This window comes from Poseidonibacter lekithochrous (assembly GCF_013283835.1).
GTDB lineage: Bacteria > Campylobacterota > Campylobacteria > Campylobacterales > Arcobacteraceae > Poseidonibacter > Poseidonibacter lekithochrous.
The window spans coordinates 3,331,379-3,350,497 of sequence record NZ_CP054052.1 but is presented as its reverse complement, the minus strand read 5'-3'; the positions used below and the strand labels follow the sequence as shown (position 1 = coordinate 3,350,497).

The window sequence follows — 19,119 nt, the reverse complement described above, 5'->3', positions numbered from 1 at the left end:
AAATAATAGTAAATAATATAAATATGATATAATTTATCCATGATGAATATTATATTTAAAGTATTTTTTATATTATTATTGTTATCTGGCAGCTTTTTGTTTGCTTCTTCTTTTAAGATTTATGCATCAAAAAATATTGCTATAGATTCACTTAGTAAATCTCAAATTTCAAAACTATACTTAAAAAAAATAAGTAAAATAAATGGAATTAAAGTCATAGTGTACGATACAAAAGAGTATTATGATGAGTTTACAAAGTATTTTCTAAATAAAACACCATCTCAAATACATGCCTATTGGATGAAACAAATCTTTTTAGGAAAAAGAGTACCTCCTATTAAATTAAATGAAAACGAGGTTAATCAAAAACTATTATCTTCTCCCAATACAATTATTTATTCATCTCAAAAACTAAATGGGAAGGTTCTATATGAAAAAGAGTAGCTTTTTATATATTCTAATTTTTATAAGTACATTAGCTTGCTCAAGTGATTATGAAACAAGCTTTAATTATTTTGGTAATGTAATGGCCTCAAAACTTAATAAAAATGGGTTTACTTCAAACAATTATAACTATGATAATGTGGATAATGACACTTCTTTTTCTCCTTATTCAAAGCTTGGAGGGCAGGTAAGTATTTATAATGATAAATACAAATTTACATCTCAAGCAATTACATATCGAAACCATCATGAATATAAAGCAAAATTTACGTGGTTAAATGTTAATTATGATTTTAATGAGAATTTAGCCTTAAGAGTAGGAAGAATGCAATCAAATCTACTTTTTAATTCAGATTCTTTACATATAGATTATATTCATACTATGACTCATTCTCCAAATGAGGTATATAGAATTATTGCATTAGAGCATTATGATGGAGTAGAGTTAACTTATAAAGATTTTATCAATGATGATTATAATTATGCTGTAACCCTAGTACCTTATGGAAAAGCAAAACAAAATATAAATACAACTTTTGATATTGAAGAGAATATTGAATTAAAAAATATTAATTCAATAAGATTAAATATTACAAATGATGACAATATTGAAATCCATACTTCTTATACAAAACTAAAATCAAGCCTTGAGGATTCAAGTGCTTTAAAAACTGTAACTAATGGATTAAAATCATATGGTAATAATGTAGATGAATATAGTTATGAAGATAAAGATACTACTATTTTTACTTTGGGTTTAAACTATAGTTATGAGAATTACATTTTAAATACAGAAATTTCTAGATATGAAACAAAATCTATGAACCCTGATACAACAGCATATTATGTAATGCTTGGATATAACTGGGATAAGTTTACACCATATATTGCATATGCAAAGTCAAAGAATGATAAAGAACATTTTGATACTTCAGGTTTAAATACTCCAGATGCAACATCTGCTAGTTTACAAAGAGGTTTGGATGATATGTTATATTTAACAAACTATTCTCAAAGAACCCAATCTCTTGGTCTAAGATATAATATTAAACCAGGACTTGCTATAAAAACGCAAATTGATAGAATTACAACTACAAATTATGGTTCTATCTCAGACTCAACTGTATCAAGTAGTGGTTATGAAAGAAGAGGAATTCTAGGAAGATTTGCTGGAACTGATAATGAAGCAGTGTATCTTTATACAATAGGACTAAGTTTTGCGTTCTAAAATAAAAAAGATTTCAATTGTAAAAAAACTTATTATAATATTTAGTATTAATGTTATTGTTTTTTTATCTGTAATTTTATATGGATATGCTTTTACAAAAGAGAATACAAAACAATTAGATAGTATTGGAAGTGAGTTGATGATAGTATCTTCTTATTATACTAATAATTTAAAATTCTTAGAGAATATCACTATTATATTTAGCGATGCTGCTTTAACTAATGAAATAGATATTTTAGAAAATGCAAATGAAAAAAAAGAGACTATTCTTCGAAACTTTGATAATTTAAATCAGATGGGAGAAGTTGATTCTCTTAAAAATAAAAAGATGTTTTTAGAGTATTATGATTTTACATATGGTTTTACTCTTATGATAATAAAAGATAATCAATATTTTGATATTGAGAAGATGACAAAAGTAAAAACTCTAACAGAACAAATCTCAAATACTTTCAAAAAAGATGCAGAAAATTCTATAAATAAACTAACTTTTGCAGTTAATCAAGTATCAAAAAATACAAATACATATTTCTTTTACTCTTTTTACCTTTCAGTTGTAGGTATTTCAATACTTATTTTTAATGGCTTTTTTGTTCATATATTATTAACTAGAAGATTTGATGATATTATAAGTTCTTTAAAAAACTTAGCCCTTAGAAAACCAGATTTTTCAAGTAGATTAAAATACGATGGAAATGATGAGGTTGATAAAATAAAGAGTTTGGTAAATACTCTAAAAGATAAACTAGAAGATACTTATCATGATCTAGAAAAATTAAAACTTGAAAAAGAGTCTTTTTTAGAAAAAGAGATTGAAGATACTCAAAAAGAAGTTGTTTTCAAAATGGGAGCTATTGGTGAGACAAGAAGTAAAGAAACAGGTAACCATGTAAAAAGAGTTGCTGAGTATTCAAAAATATTAGCATTAGAGTATGGTTTATCAGAGTCTGATGCAGAAGTTCTAAAACAAGCAAGTCCTATGCATGATATTGGAAAAGTAGGAATTCCTGATAATATTTTAAAAAAACCAGGTCGGTTGGATAAAGATGAAATTGAAATTATGAAAACTCACTCAAAACTTGGATATGAGATGTTAAAAGGTTCAAGTAGACCTCTTTTAAAAGTAGCAGCAATTCTTGCCCATGAACACCATGAAAAATGGGATGGTTCTGGATATCCTAGAGGACTTAAAGGTGAAGAGATTAATATCTATGGAAGAATTACAGCAATTGCAGATGTATTTGATGCTTTAGGAAGTAATAGATGTTATAAAGAGGCTTGGGAGGATGAAAGAGTATATGAACTTTTTAGAAAACAAAGAGGCAAACATTTTGATCCAAAATTAGTAGATATATTCTTTGATAAATTGCCACTATTCTTAGAAATTAGAGATAAGTTTAAAGATACGTAATATACTTGAGTAAAAAACTAGTTTAATTTAATCGATTAAATATTTGACTATAATGTCACAATTTATAATCGTGGGACTAAAATGAAAAACATCTCTATCTTTGGCACAAGCTCTGATGCTGGAAAATCAACTATAACATTTGTAATAGCAAGAATACTACAAGACTTAGGATACAAAGTAGCTCCTTTTAAAGCACAAAATGTATCTAATAACTCACATGTATGTGATGATGGTAGTGAAATAGCAATAGCCCAGTACTTTCAATCTGAAGTATTAGGAGTTGAAACATCATATCATCTAAACCCAGTACTTTTAAAATCAGGTCGAGGAAGTTCTGCTTCACTTATAGTTGAGGGACAAGTAGTAGCTAATAAACATGTATTAGAATACTATAGAGATTTAGACTTACTAAAACCAGCAGTTAAGAGATGTTATGAGTACTTAGATGATAAGTATGACATAGTAGTAAACGAAGGTGCAGGAAGTCCAGTAGAGTTAAATCTAATGGATAAAGACTTATCAAATATCTTTATAGCGAACGAATACAATACAAAGATTATCTTAGTAGCAGATATAGAGAAGGGTGGAGTATTTGCTTCTATATATGGAGTTTATCACTTATTACCAGAGAAACTGCGAAATAATGTAGTAGGTGTAATAGTGAATAAGTTCAGAGGTGACCTATCACTTTTTGATGAAGGTATTAGAATCATCGAAGAAGAGTTTAAAATTCCAGTATTAGGAGTATTACCATATATTCCGTTTAACTTAGGATTTGAGGACTCTGCATCTTTGAAAAACTTCGTACAAAACCCACAGAAGAAAAAACTAGATGTTGCTGTTATCTCATATCCTTTTATGAGTAATTATAACGATATAGAGCCTCTAATCGCTGATGATGAGGTATTTGTAGAGTTTGTAGATTATAATCTTTCTCTTGATAAGTTTGATTTAGTAATTCTTCCTGGTTCAAAACTAGTAATCAAAGATTTAAAATGGTTAAAAGATATGGGACTATTTGATCAAATCAAAAACTACAAAGGGCATATTTGTACTGTTTGTGGTGGATATGAGATGATGTTCGAAACACTTAATGATAAGTATGCTTTAGAAAATAGCGAGCCTTTAGTGGAAGAAGGCTTTGGATTAATTCCCGAGAATATAGTGTTCGAGAAACAAAAGGTTTTAAAGAAACAATCATATGATTTGTTTGATTGTAAAATAGAAGGTTTTGAGATACATCATGGAGTTTGCGATAAGTATCCTTTATCTTATGAGTCTAATAAGTTCAAAGGAACATTTGTACATGGTATCTTTGATAATGATAAGTTCAGAACAGAGTATTTCAAATCAATTAATGAGAATTATGTAGGTTATAGCTTTGAGCAGTATAAGAAGAATACAGTAGATACTTTTATAGATGAAATGAGAAGTAGACTAGATGTGGAGAGGATAGAGCAGAGTGTTTTATAGTATTGCTTTAATAGCTTATGTTCTTGATTTAGTTTTTGGAGAGTTTGAAAAACTAAAGTTTATCAAACATCCAATTATTCTAATAGGAAATTATATCTCTTGGTTTCAAAAGAAGTTTTATAAGGACTCAATTTTAAGAGGTTCTTTTTTAACTATCTCCACAGTATTAGTAGTATTTGTAATCTCATATATTTTATCACTAATTGATAACGTAGTAGTTCAAGGTTTCTTAGCTTCTTTTACACTAGCTTCAAAGATGTTATATGACAGTGTAAAAGATATAGTAAGTAGTGATGACTTGGATGTGAAGAAACAAAAGATTTCATATTTAGTAAGTCGTGATACAAGTGAGATGTCTAATAGTGATGTAAACAAAGCAGCAGTTGAGACATACAGCGAGAACTTAAGTGATGGAGTAATAGCTCCCTTGTTTTATCTTATATGTTTTGGAATAGTGGGTGCTTATGTATATAAAGCTATTAATACCTTAGATTCTATGGTAGGTTATAGAAATGAAAAATATGAGAACTTTGGTAAAGTATCTGCTATATTAGATGATATAGTAAATTATATACCAGCTAGGATTACAGCAGTGTTGATAGCTCTATTTTTCTTCTCAAGATCAGCACTTATAGAGTTTGGGAAGTTTGGGAAAAAACATGATAGTTTAAATGCAGGACTTCCTATCTCAGCTATTGCTTTAGGTTTAGGTGTTAAACTTGGCGGTCCTACTTCTTATTTTGGGAAACTAAAAGAAAAGCCGTTTTTTGGTAGAGGTAGAGAAATAATAGAAAATTATGATGTGCTAAATGCATTATCAATAAAAAGAAAACTAGATATATTTATAATAATTGTATTAATTTTAGGAGTACTATGATGACTTATGAAGAGTGGTTTATACAGCAAGGTAACCTTCATGCAAATGTAATGAAGAAACTAACTGATAAATCAATTGATGAGGTTATAGAGTATTTTAGATTTGACAACATGGTTAAGAATGAACCTGATTTTTGTCCTTTATACAAAGACAATAAAAAGTGCCATGATTACGAAGATTTAAACTGCTACTTATGTGCCTGTCCAAACTTTAGATTTAAGATGGAAGGTTTCGAAGAAGTTGAAGGTAGAACACTATTTTCAAAGTGTAATATCAACTCAAAAGACGGAGCTCAGTATAAAGGGGATGATTATATTCACCAAAACTGTTCTGGCTGTATTGTGCCTCATAGGGCCAAGTATATTAAAAACAAATTCTCACGGGATTGGTTTGAAGTTATGAAAGATGTTAGAGGTTCTTAATCCTCTATCATCTTTATAACAAAGTGGTTTTTACCATTTTCATAATAATATTTTAGTTTGTAACCATGTAGATTTACAATAGTCTTTACAATATAAAGACCAAGTCCAAATCCATCACTTCTTTTTTCTTCTTGACAAAATGCCTCTGTATAATACTCTAGTTCATTGCTCAAAGGTTCACCCTGTGAGCTAATATTTATCTCTTCTTTTGAAGCAATAATAATTGCTTTTTTATTTGGTGAGAATTTAATAGCATTATCAATCAAGTTTTTTAACGCAATAGAGAACATATAAATATCAACATCAAATTTAAAATCTCTAATTTTTGAAGCAATATTCTCAGGACTTACCATCATGATTTCTAATGTTTTATTATAGATATTAAAGAAAGATGAGTTCTCTTTGTAGATCATTCTATTATGTGAAGTTAGCTTCTCTACTGTTGCAAGCTCTTTGATAATATCATCCATTCTTCTAAATGCTTTCTGAAGATTTTCTCTTGTTTTATCATCATCTAGTGTTTCTGCAATAAACATGGCTTTTGTAATTGGTGTTTTAAGCTCATGCATCATATTCCGCATAAACAAATCTTTTGATTTAGTCTGATTGCTTATAATAGTAATAGCTTCATTAAAACTTTTTGCAATAGTTCCTATTTCATCATTACTTACACTTCTAATTTTGATATCTTTATTACCATTTGAAAATTCAATAATTTGTTTATTAAGTAGTCTTAATGGCAAAAGTTTTCTTTTTAATGTCATATATAAAAATAGTAAAGTAACTAAAGATAAAATCATAGCAATGATAATAATGGCAAAACTATAGTTATGATTTCTTACATCTTTTAACATGATGTTATAACCATATTGTTGAACATAAATATAGTAGTTTTGATTGTATTTATAAACTCTATAAGTTCCTAAATAGTTTTGAGTAATAGTAAGTTCTTGGGCTTGTTTGATGATTTCAAGTTTATGATCTCTATCATCAATAGGTTTTACTTTGAATTTTTTGAATAGTTTTAATAAAGCTTCAGATGTTGGAAAATTCTGAAAAGTACTTAAAAAATTCTCCGCAATTAGTTCATATCTATTTTGTAAGGTAATCTCATGTCTTTGTTTATCAAAGTTAATAAATATTGAAAAAGTAATTATCACAGCAACAAAGGCTAATGAAAATATTATATTAATAAAGGCAGAAATTGAGATATGTCTTATCATACTAATTGATATCCTATCCCTCTTACAGATTTAATGTAAGTTCTTGATTTATCAACTTTTCCAAGTTTTGTTCTAATTCTAGAGATAATTACATCAATATTTTTCAGTGATGAATCATCTTCAATATGGTCACTAGCATAAATGAAATCTTCTCTAGCTACAACCCCACCATTTCTTTGAATAAGTAGTTTTAAAATATCATATTCAGCTAAAGTAAGAACTAGAGAATTATCTTGAAAAATAATCTGCATATCATCTTCTTTTACTTCAAAAACAGAATTTGATACTTCATCTTTTTTTGATTCAGGATTTAGTGTATCTACTCTTTTTAAAATAGTTTTGATTCTTGCTTGTAATTCTCTTGGATTATAAGGTTTTGGAAGATAATCATCGGCACCTCGCTCTAATCCCATTACTTTGTCCAAGATATCATCTCTTGCACTTGAAATGATAATAGGTATTTCAGATTTTTCTCTGATTTTTGGAATTAACTCTAAACCATCTATTTCTGGTAGTGTTAAATCTAAAATTAGAAGTTTATAATCTTTATCAATACTAAGCATAGATAATCCATTATATGGACTATCTGTGTTAGTTACCTCTATATCAAATGATGCTAAATAATCACTGATGATTTGAGCTAACTCTAAATCATCTTCTATCATTAGTACTTTAATTATGACGAATCCTTTATTTAGTTACGAATAGAATTGTTTGACCATATCTATTAACATATACTCTTTTGTGTTTATTATTGTATTTAGTTAATGCTGTTTCAATGTTTGCAAAGTTTTTAATTTCAATATCTTCAATTTGAATGATAATATCTCCTGATTGGAAACCAGTTTTTTCTGCTTTTGACTTAGGAGCAACATCAGAGATTAAAATTCCACTTGCATCAGGAGTTAATCTAAATTGTTTTTTCATATTTACATCAATTGCAGCTAGTTTTAATCCACCAAGAACTCTACCATTGTTAGATTGTACATGAACAAGAGAATCTCTATTTCCTAATACAATGTCTAATTTGATATTTTTCTTATCTCTTTCAACTTCAATAGCAACTTTTTGATTTGGTTTAAATGATGCAACAACATTTTGTAATGAAGTTCTATCAGTAATTTTTTTAGAGTTGATTGTATAAATTAAATCACCTCTTTTAAGACCATATTTAGAAGCAGGAGAATCAGGAGATACATCTAAAACTAAAGCACCTTTTTTATGATTGTAAACTTTTTCTAATGACTGATCTAAATCACTAATTGAAACACCAAGGTAACCTCTTGTCACTTTACCATCAGAAACTAGTTTTTTAACTACATCTCTTACCATATCTACCGGAATTGCAAATCCAATTCCGTTGTTTCCACCAGATTTAGAAATAATAGCAGTGTTAATACCAATTAAAGCACCACGAGAATCTACTAAAGCTCCACCAGAGTTTCCTGGGTTAATAGAAGCATCTGTTTGGATATAGTTTTCATATCTATTGATTCCAACTTTATTTTTATTCAATGCTGAAATAATACCTTGAGTTACCGTACTACCGATACCAAATGGATTACCAATAGCAAAAATCATATCTGCAATCTTAAGTGATTTAGAATGTCCTAGTTTAATAGGTGATAAGTTTTTTGCTTCAATTTTGATTACAGCAATATCACTATCTGAATCTCTACCGATTAATTTTGCATTATATTCAGTAGTATCAGTTCCAATAGTTACAGAGATTTCTTCTGCATTTTCAATTACATGATTATTTGTAACAATATATCCATTCTTAGAAACAATAACACCAGAACCTAGTGATCTTTGTACTCTATTTTGTTTAAACTGGTTACCAAATTGGTCTCCAAAAAATCTTTTGAAAAATGGATCATTAAACATTTGTAATGGTAAGTTTTGTGTACTTGCATCAACATGTCTTTTTGCTGAAATATTTACAATTGAATTCATTGATTTTTTAATACTATTATTAAAAGATAAAATTTGGTTTGCAGAATTTGGGGCAACTCTAGTTGGATTTTTTTCCATCATATCAAAGTTAATTGACTCTGCGAATAGTTGACTAGCGATTAAAGTGGAAGCTAACAAAAGTTTTTTCTTCACAATATATCCTTTTGAATTTTTGATTAAATAATTGTAGGGTATAAATGTAAACTATTTTTCAATCAATAGTTAATAAAAAGTTAATATAAACCAAGGCGCGAAGCCTCGATTTATTGGTTGTTATAAGTCAGTTTTTAAAACAGCACCTGAACTTGCATTCGTAACTAGTGCTCTATATTGTCCTAACCACTTTGAGTTTAGTGGTTTTTTAATAGGAGTGAAGTTTGCTTTTCTTTTAGCTATTTCTTCATCAGATAAATCTACAGATAATAAATATGCATCAACATCAATGTTAATAATATCTCCATCTTCTAATAATCCGATCATTCCACCTTCAGCAGCTTCAGGTGATACGTGACCAATTGAAGCACCTCTTGTAGCTCCAGAGAATCTACCATCAGTAATAAGAGCAACAGTGTCACCCATACCCATACCCATGATTAATGAAGTAGGTGCAAGCATCTCTTGCATACCTGGACCACCTCTTGGACCTTCATATCTAATTACTACAACATCACCGTGAGTAACTTTACCACCAATGATTCCAGCAATAGCTTCAGCTTGTCCATCAAAACATACAGCTTTACCAGAAAGTGCTCTTGCACCTGTGATACCAGCAGTTTTAATTACAGCACCTTGCTCAGCTAGGTTACCATATAAAATAGCTAATCCACCAACATCAGAATATGGATTATCAATAGTATGAATAATATTTGTATCTTTAATATAAGCGTCAGCAATTTTTTCTAAAGTTGATTCACCCATAATAGTTAAGTTATCAAGTAAAATATCATCGCCTCTTTTACTCATCTCTTTCATTACTGCGTTTACACCACCAGCTTTATTAATATCTTCCATGTGAACAGTAGATAAAGATGGAGAAATTTTAGCAATATGAGAAACTCTTTTAGAGATTTTATTAATATCTTCTAAGTTAAAGTTTACATCTGCTTCTCTTGCGATTGCTAACATATGTAATACAGTGTTTGAAGAACCACCCATTGCCATATCAACAGCAAATGCATTTCTTACTGCATTTTCATTAAGAATATTTCTTAATTTGAATTTTTCTCTTGCTTGTTCATCTTTAGCAATTTCACAAATTCTTCTAGCAGCTTGTCTATATAATACTTCTCTCTCAGGAGTTAAAGCTAAGATTGTTCCATTTCCTGGAAGAGCAATACCCATAGCTTCCATTAATGTATTCATAGAGTTTGCAGTAAACATACCAGAACATGAACCACCACTTGGACATGCATTACACTCGATATCTTTTAAGTCTTCATCAGACATTTCACCAGCTTCATGTTGACCAACAGCTTCAAAAGCAGTTGCTAAGTCAATTGGAACACCGTCTTTTGTGTGACCTTTTTGCATTGGTCCACCTGATACGAATACAGTAGGAACATCTACTCTTAATGCACCCATAATCATACCTGGAACAATTTTGTCACAGTTTGGAATTGCAATCATTGCATCTAATTTGTGTGCATTCATTACAGTTTCAATAGAGTTTGCAATTAGTTCTCTTGAAGGTAACGAGAATAACATCCCGTCATGACCCATTGCAATACCGTCATCTACACCAATAGTATTAAATTCAAATGGAACACATCCATTTTTTTTGATTTCATCTTTTATAATTGCAGATACTTTATCTAAGAAAAAGTGTCCTGGGATTAACTCAATAAATGAGTTTGCTACCCCAATAAATGGCTTATCAAAATCTTCGTCTTGTAAACCTGTAGCTCTTAATAGTGACCTATGAGGTGTTCTATCAAATCCTTTTTTTATTTCATCACTTCTCAATGTCTATCCTTTTATATATGTACATATTAAATTGCAGATATTATACATTTATTCTATTAAGAAAACGGTGAGATATGTAAATTTGAAAAGTTTTTCAAAAAACCCTTGACAATAAAAGAAAAAGCTATTATAATTCCAGTCCAAATTAAGAAGAACACTTCTTAGTGACTACCAAATAGTGCGAGTGTGGCGGAATAGGTAGACGCGTTGGACTTAAAATCCAATTCCGGTTTCGGAGTGTCGGTTCGATTCCGACCATTCGCACCACTATACAAAATTTATTGCTAGAGAGTTGACAGAGTTGGTCGAATGTACCGGTTTTGAAAACCGGCGAGGTTCACGCCTCCGGGGGTTCGAATCCCCCACTCTCTGCCATAATTTAAATAAATCATCCTTTTTTATAACTGTTATGATTTATTCTTATTTACATTGGAGCTATAGCAAAGCTGGTAATGCCCCGGATTGCAAATCCGGTATGCGTTGGTTCGAGTCCGACTAGCTCCTCCATTTCATTCTCAATTGATAATTTCAAATACTAAAAAACCTAATCAAAATACAAAAACTATATTTATATTGTCTTATATACTTATATTTTACAAATTCACAAAAAAAACAAAATTTAATCTATTTTTAATTGACAAAAGGAAAAAAACCTATTATAATTCCCGTCCAAATTAAGAAGAACACTTCTTAGTGACTACCAAATAGTGCGAGTGTGGCGGAATAGGTAGACGCGTTGGACTTAAAATCCAATTCCGGTTTCGGAGTGTCGGTTCGATTCCGACCATTCGCACCACTATACAAAATTTATTGCTAGAGAGTTGACAGAGTTGGTCGAATGTACCGGTTTTGAAAACCGGCGAGGTTCACGCCTCCGGGGGTTCGAATCCCCCACTCTCTGCCATAATTTAAATAAATCATCTTTTTTTAACTGTTGTGATTTATTCTTATTTAATTGGAGCTATAGCAAAGCTGGTAATGCCCCGGATTGCAAATCCGGTATGCGTTGGTTCGAGTCCGACTAGCTCCTCCATTATCAAATGATAATCCAAAAATCTTATTTTTTCAAATTAATTCAATATTAAATCATAAATAACTATTCAAAGCTTTGTAAAATTTACAAAATATAATTTCTAAAAACTAAAATAATTATCTATTATGTAGATTAGGAAAATGTGTAGAATAAAATAATTGTTAATAACATCATTAATAACGTATATATACAATATTTTTATTGTAAAAGTAATGGAAAATAATACTCATTAAATAATTATTTTTAAATAACTTTTAATTAAATATCTAAGCGATATCCAACCCCAGAAATATTAATAATTGATTCTTTACCAATTTTTTTTCTTAGTTTATTTAGTAGGTTTTTTAAAGCAGAATCTGTAGCGTCAAAAGAGTCTTTCCATATATTGTTTTTTAATTCATCTTGAGAAACAATTCTGTTACTATGTAGAATTAAATAGTCTAATAATTCTAGCTCTTTTGCAGTTAATGTAATTTCGATTTCTGATTGACTATCATATAATTTTTTATATAAAACGTTATATTGAATTTTCTTTGAAAAAGATATTATATACCTTGAACTATCAACAATATCTTGAACACATTTATGTAAAGCATTATTAAGTATTTTAAAGTCAATTGGTTTTGTTAAATAGTCAATTAATTTCAGTTTAGTAGCGGCTAATAGGTATTTTGTATCAGTATAAGCACTAAGTAAAATAACCGGAATAATCTTATCAACTGTTCTAATACTTTCAATAAAATCTAAACCATTTTCTCCTGGTAGATTTATATCTGAAATTATAATGTCAATACGATTGTTTTCTAGTATGGACTTGGCATCATTTACACTTTCTACATCAAAAACATTTTCACATAAAAGTAATAAAACTTTTTTTACATTTTCTCTGATGTTTTGTTCATCTTCTATATATAAAATAGTTAATTTTTTAAGAATGTTAGAAAGATTTTGATTTTCATGATTTTCAGCCATAAAGGACCTTTTTTTAATAATTATTCATCTTATAATATTTATGATTTGACATTACTTATATACATAATAAATGATCTTTTTTTTTATTATTTATGGTATAATTCATTAAATTTTAAGAAAAGCGTATGTTTTTGTAAAAATTAACCACTTATTAAGACGAAATTCAATAAAGTAACTTTTAAAATTATATTTGTATTTGTTAAAATCATAGGAGAATAAATGTATATTAAAAAACTATTTAAATTTACATGTCTTTCTTTTCTAGCTTCATCTTCGTTATACGGCTTAAGTTTAAAAGAGTCTGTGCAAAGAGTATTAGAAAAGAATCCAGAAGTTATTGCTGAGAAAAAGAATAAAGATGCCTTTAAATATTATATTGATGAAAGAGAAGGAAATTTCTACCCTAGAATTGATTTAGATGGTAGAGTTGAACAAAGTACTTCTGATAAGCAATATGATAAAACATCTGCTAACTCTGATGGCTCAGATCAAGAAGATGGATACAATTTTGGTATTGCTCTTAATCAGATTTTATATGATGGTGATTTAACTCCTAGTCAAGTAAGAGAAGCAGAATACAACAATTTAGCAAACAAATATAGAACAGATAAAAATATTGATGATGTAATTTTTCAAACAATCAATGCATATACAGGATTAGTTCAATATAGAGAACTTCTTGGTTTAACTCAAGTAATGATTGCAACAAATGAAGAAAACTTAGCAATTGCAAAAGAAAAAGAAGCAATAAGTGGTGAAATCCTAGAAACATATCAAGTAGAATCAAAACTTAGTTTTGTAAAAGAAAAATATCTTGAAGAAAGAGATATTAAAAGTTCACGAAACAGCACATTTAAAAGATATGTTGGTATGGAATCTGATGGAAAAGAGTGTAGACCTTCAATTAATGAATTACATATTCCAAAAACATTACAAGAAACAGTTAGACAAGCTGTATTAAATAATTATGAAGTTCAAGAGCAAATCGAAAGAATTAAAGCTCAAAGAGAAAAAATAGCACAAGCTGATGCTGCATTTTTACCTACGTTAAATCTTGAATTAAAAGCTATAACTGATAATGATTTATCATTAAATGAAGAGGGTGTTGAAAATCAAGCCTTTGGTCGAATTACTTTAGCTTGGAATCTTTATAATGGTAGTGGAGATCATGCTGTTTCTAAACAAGAAGATGTTTTCTTATCAGAACAAAAAGAAAGATTAGATTCAATTACTAAAAAAGTTGTTGAAGAAGTAAAAGTAGTTTATCAAAGATACAAAAAAAATAAAGAAAGAATAGAAATTCTAAAAAAATATGTATATGCAAATGAAAATATTGTAGAAGTATATAAAAGTGAATTTGAATCTGGTACTAGAACTTTTGTTGATATCTTAGATGCTCAAACAGTTTTATATGAAGCTGAAAAAAGTTTAGTTAACAGAGAATTTGAATTATACTCAAATTATTATACTTTATTAAATTCATTATCTACTCTTACAAAATCAGTTTTGGAATCAGATGTTAAAGCGTGTATTGTTTCTCAAGATAAAAAAATAGAAAACAAAAAAGAAATGATTCCAAAAGAAGAAGATGTTTCTGATGAATTAAGTGCTTTATTAGGTGATGATTTAGCTAATGAGTCTGAAAAAGAGAAAATTGAAGAAGCTGAACTTGAATTAGATGAAAGTACAGAAAAATCTCCTGAAGAAGATTTACTTGCTGATTCTAGTATGGAAACTTCTAGCGAGGATGAACCAGCATTTTTAAATACATCATCAGAAAACTATACAATTAATATTGCTACAACTAATGGTTTATCTCAAGCTAAAAATTATGTTAATGAAAGAGGCTTAGATGAAGGCTCTTCATTTACTTATGAATTTGGACCTGAAATGAAAAGTGCAAAGGTTCTTTATGGTATATTTACTTCAATAAAAGAAGCAAAAATTGCATTATCAAATTTACCTGAAGCTATAAAAGCAGGTGGACCTTATATCGACAATGTAGATAAACATCAAAAATTATATGCAAAATATCACTAGGAATTTTAAATAAAGGTATAGATTGGAAAATAATGATTCAACGCAAATTGGAAATGAAACATTAAAAAATCTAAAAGACAGAAGAAAAGTAGATGACCTTCTTGGTTGTCTACTTTTTTTGTCTAAGTATCACAAAAGGGAGACTTCTGCAGAGTCTGTAACTTTTGGGTTGCCTATTCATAATACTTCAATGAACATATCTATGTTCCAAGAAGCTGCTCAAAAAATTGGTTTAATAACTAAAACTGTAAAACGAAATAATCTTAATGACATTACAAAACTTGCTTTACCTTCTGTTTTAATTCTAAAAAAGAATAGAGCCTGTGTTTTACTTGACTATGATTTAGAAAACGATACTGCAAGTGTAATTTTGCCAGGTCTAAGTACTGGTGAAACAAGTATGTCTATTTCTAAACTAGAATCTGAGTTTAATGGTGAAGTAATTATTATAAAACCAGAATACAATTTTAATAATAGAATTGAAAAAGAAGTTGTTGTTGAAAATCCAAAAGAATGGTTTTGGGGAACAATGTTCAGAAATAAAGGTATTTACAAACAAGTAATGATTGTATCTTTATTTATTAATATTTTTATTTTAGCTACACCTCTTTTTACAATGAATGTTTATGATAGAGTTTTACCAAATAATGCAATTGAAACATTATGGGTATTATTTTTTGGAATTACTATTGTTATGGTTTTTGATTTTATACTAAAAGTTTTAAGATCCCATTTTTTAGGAATTGCTAGTAAACGAGCAGATACGGTAATGTCTAATATGATTTTTAATCATCTCTTAAATATTAAAATGGATGCAAAACCCTCTTCAACAGGGCAGTTTATTAGTAGATTACAGTCTTTTGAAAGTGTTAGAGAATTCTTTACAAGTGCCACAATCACGGCTGTTGTTGATCTACCTTTTGTATTGATTTTTATTGTAGTAATAATTTATATAGCAGGGCCACTTGCTTATATCACAGTATTTACGGTACTTATTTCTATTTTATTATCTTGGTATATGCAAAAACCTTTAAAGTCCTTAATTGAAAAATCTGTAAAAGAAGAACAGATCAAACAAACAACTTTAATCGAAGCAGTATCTGGATTAGAAATTATTAAAAGTGTAAAAGCTCAAAATAGAATGAAAACACATTGGGATAATTCGATTAATAAAACAGTACATTATTCTGATAAGAGTCATTTTTTATCTCAAAGTATTACTTATTTTACTGCTTTTATTTCTCAGTTTTCTAACATTGCTATTGTTGCAGGTGGAGTTTATTTAGCTCAAGATGGTGAAATTACAATGGGTGCAATCATTGCCGCGATGATATTAAATGGAAGAGTAATTGCTCCTGTTTCTCAATTAGTTGGAATGATAATTAAGTTTGATAAAACAATGTTATCTCTAAATAATCTTGATGAAATTATGAAAATGCCTGTTGAAAAAGAGAATAAAAGTTATATTAGTAGACCAAATCTAAAGGGTAGTATTCAGTTAAAAGATCTTAATTTTTCTTATAAAGATCAAAATCATGAAACTCTAAAAAATATTAATCTTACTATTAAACAAGGTGAGCGAGTTGCTATTTTAGGAAAAATTGGTTCTGGAAAATCAACTCTTTTAAAATTAATTATGAATTTATACGAACCGACAAAAGGTTCCGTTTTAGTGGATGGTTTAGATACTAGACAAATTGACCCAACTGATTTAAGACATGCAATTGGTTCAGTTCCTCAAGAACCATTTTTATTCATGGGTACAATTAAAGATAACCTAACTATTGGGGAACAATATGTTTCTGATGAAGAACTTTTAAGAGTTTCAAAAATTGCAGGACTAGATGAATTTCTAGGTAAACATGAAGCTGGATATGATTTATTAGTAGGTGAGAGAGGTGAAGGTTTATCAGGTGGAGAGAGACAATCTGTAACATTAGCAAGAGCTTTAATCTCTGATCCTAATATTATTATGCTTGATGAGCCAACTAACTCAATGGATAGACAAACTGAGAAATCATTTATTAAGAAAATGAAAGAAATAGTTGATAATAAGACTTTGATTGTGGTTACTCACAAAACTTCTTTACTTCAATTGGTTGATAGAGTTATTATTGTAGAAAATGGGCAAGTTGTTGTTGATGGACCAAAAAATGAAGTATTTACGACAAAGTAGGTAATTATGGATATTGAAAAAAAAGAAGAAATAATTGAAAATCCAGATCATTTAACTATTGTTGATGTTGATTCTTCAAGTACTAAAACTACTGAAGAAAAAAAACTAGAAGATACTTTAACTCAAAATGATGATGATTCTGTTGAAGAGGTAAAAAAGGTAAAAAAAAGAGGTTTTTTTAATTGGGTAAGAAGATTATATGGCTTATCTAATGAAGAAGAAGATTTAGATTTTGTTTATTCAAGTTATTCTGCATCTAATGAAGAACCTTCTAGTCGAGCTAATTATGTTTTTTTATTAGTAGTTGGTATTTTCATATCATTTTTATTATGGGCTACTTTTGCTCAAATTGATGAATTAGCAAGAGGAAATGGTAAAGTTATCCCAACTGATAAAATTCAAACGGTTCAATCTTTAGATGGTGGTATTATTTCTGAGATATCTGTAAAAGAAGGACAAACAGTAAAAAAAGGTGACTCTTTAATGAAGATTGATACTACAAGGTTTCAAGCTACATTAGAAGAAAGTTTACAAGAGTATTATTCTCTTTTAGCTTTAAAAACTAGACTTGTAATAGAATCAAATATAGAAATAAATAAACCTTTACCAAAAGTAAAGTTTGATAAAAAAGTTATTGAAGATCCTTCAAGATATGACCTTTCAGAAATGCTTTTTCTAGAAAATAAATTTAGAGAATTAAAATCGTCAGTTAGAGTTCTTGATACTCAATTAAATCAAAAAATTCAAGAACAAAAAGAGATAGAAAGTAATATTAGAAAACTTGAGCAAAGTTTAAAGTTTATTATTGAACAAAGAAAAACTATAAAAAAACTTGTAGCAAGAGGGATTAAATCTAAATACGATTTATTAAATATTGAAAAAGAACATACCCAAACAAGAGGTGATTTAGAAACAGCTAGATTATCTATTTCTAGATCTACTTATGCAATAGCAGAAGCAAAACATAGAATTTCTGAGAGGATAAATACTTTTAGAGCAGAAGCTTCAAATGAATTGCAACAGACATTAAGTCAAATTAATAGATTTGAAGCAAAATTAGTAGGGGATGAAGATAAGGTTGCAAGAACAGTTATTACTTCTCCTGTTGATGGAATTGTTAAACAATTAAATCTGAATACTATTGGTGGAGTTGTTCAATCAGGAATGGAATTAATAGAAATTGTACCTTTAAGTGATGCCTTAGTTGTTGAAGCTAAGATTGATCCTAAAGATATTGCTTTTATTAATCCTAGCCAAAAAGCCATTATTAAAATAACAGCATATGATTTTTCAATTTATGGTGGATTAGATGGTAAAATTATTGAAATATCAGCAGATAGTATTGTTGATAAAGAATCAAAAGAAGGTAAAAGTTATTATAGGGTTTTAGTTAAAACTGACAAAAACTACCTTGAAAGACAAGGAATAAGATTACCAATTATCCCAGGAATGGTTGCTAGTGTTGATATCGTAACTGGGAAAAAGACTATTTTAGACTTCTTATTAAAACCAATACTTAAAGTAAAACAAGACTCTCTACACGAAAGATAAGTTAGTAAAATTAACTTATTTTTCATCACTAATAAAAAAACTTACTAAATTATTAAAAGAAATGATAAATTTCTTTATTATTTCCTCCTATAAAAACTTTTTAGAGACTTTATTCCTATAATATTTATATACTTAAGATATTTTTTTCTAAAACAAGGTTTAAAATGATAGATAAAAATGACAAAAAAATGGTAGCAAATATAATTGACACGCATAGCAATGAATGGATCAAAGATAAGTCTGAGATTCTAGATAGCAAAATGTATGATGTTTATCACGGTACTGGTGATAAAGCATTGGTTAAATTATTTATAAATAAAGAAATTGTAGTAGATATATAAGAAGCAGAAA

14 protein-coding genes, 6 tRNA genes and 1 pseudogene are annotated in these 19,119 nt (G+C 28.7%); 16 read left to right on the top strand and 5 right to left on the bottom strand.

Annotation, left to right across the window (positions count from 1 at the left end; translation table 11 throughout):
* Window positions 1-39: 39 nt before the first annotated feature.
* The 6 genes and pseudogenes from ALEK_RS16115 to ALEK_RS16090 all read left to right on the top strand — a co-directional run bounded on the left by ALEK_RS16115 (window position 40) and on the right by ALEK_RS16090 (window position 5,855).
* Window positions 40-444: a hypothetical protein gene (locus tag ALEK_RS16115; protein WP_164072464.1), complete on the top strand. Its 405-nt coding sequence runs from the start codon at window positions 40-42 to the stop codon at window positions 442-444.
* Window positions 431-1,672, top strand: a complete 1,242-nt coding sequence (locus ALEK_RS16110; protein ID WP_071628232.1) for a hypothetical protein — start codon at window positions 431-433, stop codon at window positions 1,670-1,672. Before ALEK_RS16115 ends, ALEK_RS16110 begins: the two co-directional genes overlap by 14 nt.
* Before the next feature lie 799 nt (window positions 1,673-2,471).
* Window positions 2,472-3,083: pseudogene (locus ALEK_RS17750) on the top strand (HD-GYP domain-containing protein); the annotation flags it as partial.
* 81 nt (window positions 3,084-3,164) lie between these two features.
* Window positions 3,165-4,556, top strand: a complete 1,392-nt coding sequence (locus tag ALEK_RS16100; RefSeq protein WP_071628233.1) for a cobyric acid synthase — start codon at window positions 3,165-3,167, stop codon at window positions 4,554-4,556.
* A complete protein-coding gene (cbiB, locus tag ALEK_RS16095) occupies window positions 4,546-5,433 on the top strand; it encodes an adenosylcobinamide-phosphate synthase CbiB (protein WP_071628234.1) in 888 nt (295 codons plus the stop codon). The genes ALEK_RS16100 and cbiB overlap by 11 nt, the downstream gene beginning before the upstream one ends.
* Window positions 5,430-5,855, top strand: a complete 426-nt coding sequence (locus tag ALEK_RS16090) for a hypothetical protein (RefSeq protein WP_306341351.1) — start codon at window positions 5,430-5,432, stop codon at window positions 5,853-5,855. Before cbiB ends, ALEK_RS16090 begins: the two co-directional genes overlap by 4 nt.
* On the opposite strand, the gene ALEK_RS16085 is transcribed toward ALEK_RS16090, so the two are convergent.
* The 4 genes from ALEK_RS16085 to ilvD form a co-directional block, all read right to left on the bottom strand.
* Window positions 5,852-7,078 (bottom strand): ArsS family sensor histidine kinase, encoded by a 1,227-nt coding sequence (locus ALEK_RS16085; protein ID WP_071628235.1) that lies wholly within the window; start codon window positions 7,076-7,078, stop codon window positions 5,852-5,854. The genes ALEK_RS16090 and ALEK_RS16085 overlap by 4 nt on opposite strands.
* On the bottom strand, window positions 7,075-7,758 hold the full coding sequence (locus tag ALEK_RS16080) for a response regulator transcription factor (RefSeq protein WP_173424180.1): 684 nt from the start codon (window positions 7,756-7,758) through the stop codon (window positions 7,075-7,077). The genes ALEK_RS16085 and ALEK_RS16080 overlap by 4 nt, the downstream gene beginning before the upstream one ends.
* Window positions 7,759-7,768: 10 nt before the next feature.
* A complete protein-coding gene (locus ALEK_RS16075) occupies window positions 7,769-9,187 on the bottom strand; it encodes a Do family serine endopeptidase (RefSeq protein ID WP_071628237.1) in 1,419 nt (472 codons plus the stop codon).
* A gap of 120 nt (window positions 9,188-9,307) precedes the next feature.
* Window positions 9,308-10,996, bottom strand: coding sequence for a dihydroxy-acid dehydratase (gene ilvD / locus ALEK_RS16070; RefSeq protein ID WP_071628238.1), 1,689 nt, complete (start codon window positions 10,994-10,996; stop codon window positions 9,308-9,310).
* 180 nt (window positions 10,997-11,176) lie between these two features.
* Between ilvD and ALEK_RS16065 the strand changes: the two genes are divergently transcribed.
* The 6 genes from ALEK_RS16065 (at window position 11,177) to ALEK_RS16040 (ending at window position 12,029) form a co-directional block, all read left to right on the top strand.
* Window positions 11,177-11,263 (top strand) — tRNA-Leu (locus ALEK_RS16065).
* Window positions 11,264-11,282: 19 nt separating this feature from the next.
* Window positions 11,283-11,371, top strand: a tRNA-Ser gene (locus ALEK_RS16060).
* A gap of 56 nt (window positions 11,372-11,427) precedes the next feature.
* Window positions 11,428-11,503 (top strand) — tRNA-Cys (locus ALEK_RS16055).
* Window positions 11,504-11,705: 202 nt separating this feature from the next.
* A tRNA-Leu gene (locus tag ALEK_RS16050) sits at window positions 11,706-11,792 on the top strand.
* 19 nt (window positions 11,793-11,811) lie between these two features.
* Window positions 11,812-11,900, top strand: a tRNA-Ser gene (locus tag ALEK_RS16045).
* Between the two features lie 53 nt (window positions 11,901-11,953).
* Window positions 11,954-12,029, top strand: a tRNA-Cys gene (locus ALEK_RS16040).
* 258 nt (window positions 12,030-12,287) lie between these two features.
* On the opposite strand, the gene ALEK_RS16035 is transcribed toward ALEK_RS16040, so the two are convergent.
* Window positions 12,288-13,001: a response regulator transcription factor gene (locus ALEK_RS16035; RefSeq protein ID WP_071628104.1), complete on the bottom strand. Its 714-nt coding sequence runs from the start codon at window positions 12,999-13,001 to the stop codon at window positions 12,288-12,290.
* 219 nt (window positions 13,002-13,220) lie between these two features.
* Here ALEK_RS16035 and ALEK_RS16030 point away from each other — a divergent pair, with 219 nt between their 5' ends.
* The 4 genes from ALEK_RS16030 to ALEK_RS16015 all read left to right on the top strand — a co-directional run bounded on the left by ALEK_RS16030 (window position 13,221) and on the right by ALEK_RS16015 (window position 19,109).
* A complete protein-coding gene (locus ALEK_RS16030; RefSeq protein WP_071628103.1) occupies window positions 13,221-15,041 on the top strand; it encodes a TolC family protein in 1,821 nt (606 codons plus the stop codon).
* A 22-nt stretch (window positions 15,042-15,063) separates the two neighbouring features.
* Window positions 15,064-17,217 carry a type I secretion system permease/ATPase gene (locus ALEK_RS16025; protein ID WP_083574714.1) on the top strand — a complete coding sequence of 718 codons (2,154 nt, stop codon included), beginning with the start codon at window positions 15,064-15,066 and terminating at the stop codon, window positions 17,215-17,217.
* Between the two features lie 6 nt (window positions 17,218-17,223).
* Window positions 17,224-18,768 carry an HlyD family type I secretion periplasmic adaptor subunit gene (locus ALEK_RS16020; RefSeq protein ID WP_083574713.1) on the top strand — a complete coding sequence of 515 codons (1,545 nt, stop codon included), beginning with the start codon at window positions 17,224-17,226 and terminating at the stop codon, window positions 18,766-18,768.
* A gap of 164 nt (window positions 18,769-18,932) precedes the next feature.
* Complete coding sequence (locus ALEK_RS16015; RefSeq protein WP_164072461.1) at window positions 18,933-19,109, top strand: hypothetical protein; 177 nt, start codon at window positions 18,933-18,935, stop codon at window positions 19,107-19,109.
* The last annotated feature ends 10 nt before the right edge of the window (window positions 19,110-19,119 follow it).

Bases quoted from the DNA above. Each gene is read 5' to 3' on its own strand.
- ALEK_RS16115 (WP_164072464.1), top strand. From the start codon at position 40: ATGATGAATATTATATTTAAAGTATTTTTTATATTATTATTGTTATCT.
- ALEK_RS16110 (WP_071628232.1), top strand. From the start codon at position 431: ATGAAAAAGAGTAGCTTTTTATATATTCTAATTTTTATAAGTACATTA.
- ALEK_RS16100 (WP_071628233.1), top strand. From the start codon at position 3,165: ATGAAAAACATCTCTATCTTTGGCACAAGCTCTGATGCTGGAAAATCA.
- ALEK_RS16090 (WP_306341351.1), top strand. From the start codon at position 5,430: ATGATGACTTATGAAGAGTGGTTTATACAGCAAGGTAACCTTCATGCA.
- ALEK_RS16085 (WP_071628235.1), bottom strand. From the start codon at position 7,078: ATGATAAGACATATCTCAATTTCTGCCTTTATTAATATAATATTTTCA.
- ALEK_RS16035 (WP_071628104.1), bottom strand. From the start codon at position 13,001: ATGGCTGAAAATCATGAAAATCAAAATCTTTCTAACATTCTTAAAAAA.
- ALEK_RS16030 (WP_071628103.1), top strand. From the start codon at position 13,221: ATGTATATTAAAAAACTATTTAAATTTACATGTCTTTCTTTTCTAGCT.
- ALEK_RS16020 (WP_083574713.1), top strand. From the start codon at position 17,224: ATGGATATTGAAAAAAAAGAAGAAATAATTGAAAATCCAGATCATTTA.
- ALEK_RS16015 (WP_164072461.1), top strand. From the start codon at position 18,933: ATGATAGATAAAAATGACAAAAAAATGGTAGCAAATATAATTGACACG.